2 protein-coding genes are annotated in these 3247 nt (G+C 44.0%); both read right to left on the minus strand.

The features are described 5' to 3' along the window. Nucleotides 1-222: 222 nt before the first annotated feature. Nucleotides 223-1713, minus strand: coding sequence for an L-arabinose isomerase (araA, locus tag AC1DDX_RS25670; protein ID WP_172660040.1), 1491 nt, complete (start codon nucleotides 1711-1713; stop codon nucleotides 223-225). Nucleotides 1714-1729: 16 nt separating this feature from the next. Continuing rightward, complete coding sequence (locus tag AC1DDX_RS25675; protein ID WP_337716765.1) at nucleotides 1730-3070, minus strand: glycoside hydrolase family 27 protein; 1341 nt, start codon at nucleotides 3068-3070, stop codon at nucleotides 1730-1732. Nucleotides 3071-3247 lie beyond the last annotated feature (177 nt).

Genomic DNA, 3247 nt, shown 5'->3' on the forward strand with positions numbered 1-3247 from the left:
CCAGGTGAGTGTTCCTTCTGCTAGAAAGAATGCTTTGGCATCATGCTCATTCTTTTTACGCTGGCGATAGATAAAATATCCATAACCGGAGACGATTAAAAAGTAGATGATGAAAACTACATAATCTGTAGTTACTAAATTGTTGTTCATATTGGTCTTATTTGGTTGGTTTGAGCAAATGGTTAATGTGCCGGTAAATTACGTTTATCCGGCACATCTTCCTTATTTATAAAAGATTTCATTCCATTGAAGTTCGTTTCTGAACTGGTTGATCCTGGTATCAGCTCCAATGTTTACGTATTCTATACCTGCAATGTTTGCAAAATCCAGTAAATGCGCTGTTGTCAGATTCTGACTGTATGCAGTATGGTGTGCACCTCCGGCGTAGATCCAGGCTGCACAGCCAGTCTTCATATCAGGGAGCGGCTTCCATAAAACCTGTGCTACAGGGAGCTTTGGTAACTTATGCTTGGGTTCCACTGCTTCTACCTCGTTTACGAGTAGTCTAAAGCGGTTACCCATATCGATAATTGAAGCATTGAGTGCATTTCCACCGGCTACAGTGAATACTAGTCTGGCAGGATCTGCTTTCCCGCCGATACCAAGGGGATGTACTTCAAGTCTTGGTTTTTCGTTGGCCAACGATGCATCTACTTCCAGCATGTGAGAGCCCAATACCATTGAATTAGCAGGGTCAAAGTGGTAGGTATAGTCCTCCATAAAGGCGTTTGCCCCAGGTAATCCGGCACCCATTACTTTACAAGCACGTACTAGTGCAGCGGTTTTCCAATCGCCTTCTCCGGCAAATCCATATCCTGCCGCCATTAATCGCTGTGCAGCAATACCCGGTAGCTGAATCATACCGTGCAGATCTTCAAAGGTATCACTAAAGCCTTTAAAGCCGCCGTCTTCCAGGAATTTCTTAAGACCCAGTTCTATCTTTGCAGCTTCATAAACAGAACCATGTCTATCTCCGCCACGCTGGAGGTCAGTTGCCATAACGTAGGTTGCTTCATATTCTGTTAACAGCTCCTGGATAGCTTCCTCTGGAATGCTGTTGATAACGGCTACAAGGTCACCGATGCCGTAGGTGTTGACCTGGAAGCCAAATTTGAGCTCAGCCTCTACTTTGTCGCCATCTGTAACGGCTACATAGCGCATATTGTCTCCAAAGCGCGCAAATTTAGCACCTTGCCAGTCATGCCAGCCAGCTGCGGCTCGTGTCCAGGTATCAATTTCACTTAATACTTCCTGATCCTGCCAATGTCCAACCACTACTTTTCGATCTTTGCGCATCCTGGTTACAATAAAGCCAAATTCACGATCTCCATGTGCACTCTGGTTCAGGTTCATGAAATCCATATCAATGGTATCCCAGGGAATGTCTCTGTTGAATTGAGTGTGTAGGTGTAATAAAGGCTTCTGAAGAATATTCAGTCCTCTTATCCACATTTTTGCAGGTGAGAAAGTATGCATCCATGTGATTACACCAATGCAATTGGTAGTTAAGTTGGCCTGTTGCAAGGTTTCAAATATCTCGTCAGGTGTTTTTACTATTGGTTTATAAACAACTTTAACGGGAATTTGCGGAGCAGCGTCTAGTGAGGATGCCACTTGCTTTGCGTGATCAGCTACTTGCTTTAACGTCTCCTCTCCATACAGGTGCTGACTACCCGTGATGAACCAAATTTCTAATTCTTTTAAGTTTATCATATCTTAATACTGTGTTTTACTTAATTGCTGAAATACGGAACAGACCTGCTCCATGTTTATTGATTGTTGCTGTATATGTTCCTTTAGCCCTACCCTTATTACTCTTGCTCCAAAGATCTCTCACTTTGCAGACCCCGGTAAATCCAAGGTCATTCAAGTTTACAGAAATGTTTGCTGCTTCATTGCCATCACCCGGGTTAAACAAAGCGACGTATTTATCTCCAGTTTTTGGATCATCTGCCACCCAGCAGATTCCATCCTCATTACGAAACAATTGTTTGTTATTGGTGCTGTTGTTTAGGATATTGAGCACCTCTGTGTTGTTTAATAGGGAAAGGGTAAAGGCGTCATTGCTTGGCAGGTCACCTCCAAACATCAATGGGGAACGGAATATCGTCCACAGTGTCATCAGTGTGTATTGCTCATCTTTGGTAAATGCCGTCATTCTTGGATTTCCTCGTTCTGCGCGAATTCCAATTTTCCCAAGAGGAAGCATGTCTCCATCAGGCCAGGCACCAGGTGCGCGATATTTGTTCCATCGCTCAAATACATGAAAATGATCTTTCAACATGGGCCAGTTGTCCCAAAAATCGTCTACTGTGCGCCACATATTGGCATGACCCTGCACATGGGAAGCACTTGCCATAGGTGTTTCTCCCGGCGAAGTACTCAGTACGATCTTTCTACCTGTGAGTGCGATTGCTTTACGGATCATTTCTACCTCTCCGGTATGGTAAGGTCTGGAAAGGTCATCCACCTTAATGAAATCTACACCCCACGATGCATATAGCTTAAATAGCGAGTTGTAATATTCTTGTGCTCCATCACGTCCGGCCACTACAGTGTACATGTCATGTAGCCACTTACATTGCAGATCTGTGCTGTAAATGTCTTTGGCGGTAGCCTTACTCCCCATGATTGGCAGATTACGTTTTACCGCCTCTATCGGAATGCCCCGCATGATGTGAATACCAAATTTCAACCCCTTTTTATGAATGTAGTCGGCAAGGGGCTTAAACCCTTTACCGCCTGCTGCTGAAGGGAAGCGGTTTACTGCTGGTTGAAATCTGCCGTATTCATCCAGTACATAATCTGGATCCGTCTCATTATAACCATGCGCTTTGTCGTTTCCAACATACCAGCGAATGTCTACCACCACATACTCCCATCCAAAAGCTTTCAGATTTTTAGACATATATTCCGCATTGCTTTTCACCTCAGATTCCACTACAGTGGGGCCAAAGCAATCCCAGCTGTTCCATCCCATAGGAGGCGTCTTAGCCCAATCATGAAAGTCTTTTTGCTGTGCATTTACGCCTATCAGGGCTCCAATCAGGAGTCCCCCTGTTAATATCATTTTTTTACTGACCATAATAACTGTCCGGGCCATGCTTACGTTCAAAATGCTTTTTTATTAATGCATCTTTTAATTTTGGTGAATGCATATTGATTTGCCTTGTTAGCAAGGCCATATGTGCAATTGATTCCAGTACTGCACTATTGTATACCGCTTTTTCTGCTGTCTTACCCCAGG

Source organism: Pedobacter sp. 10L46_2 (genome assembly GCF_056395165.1).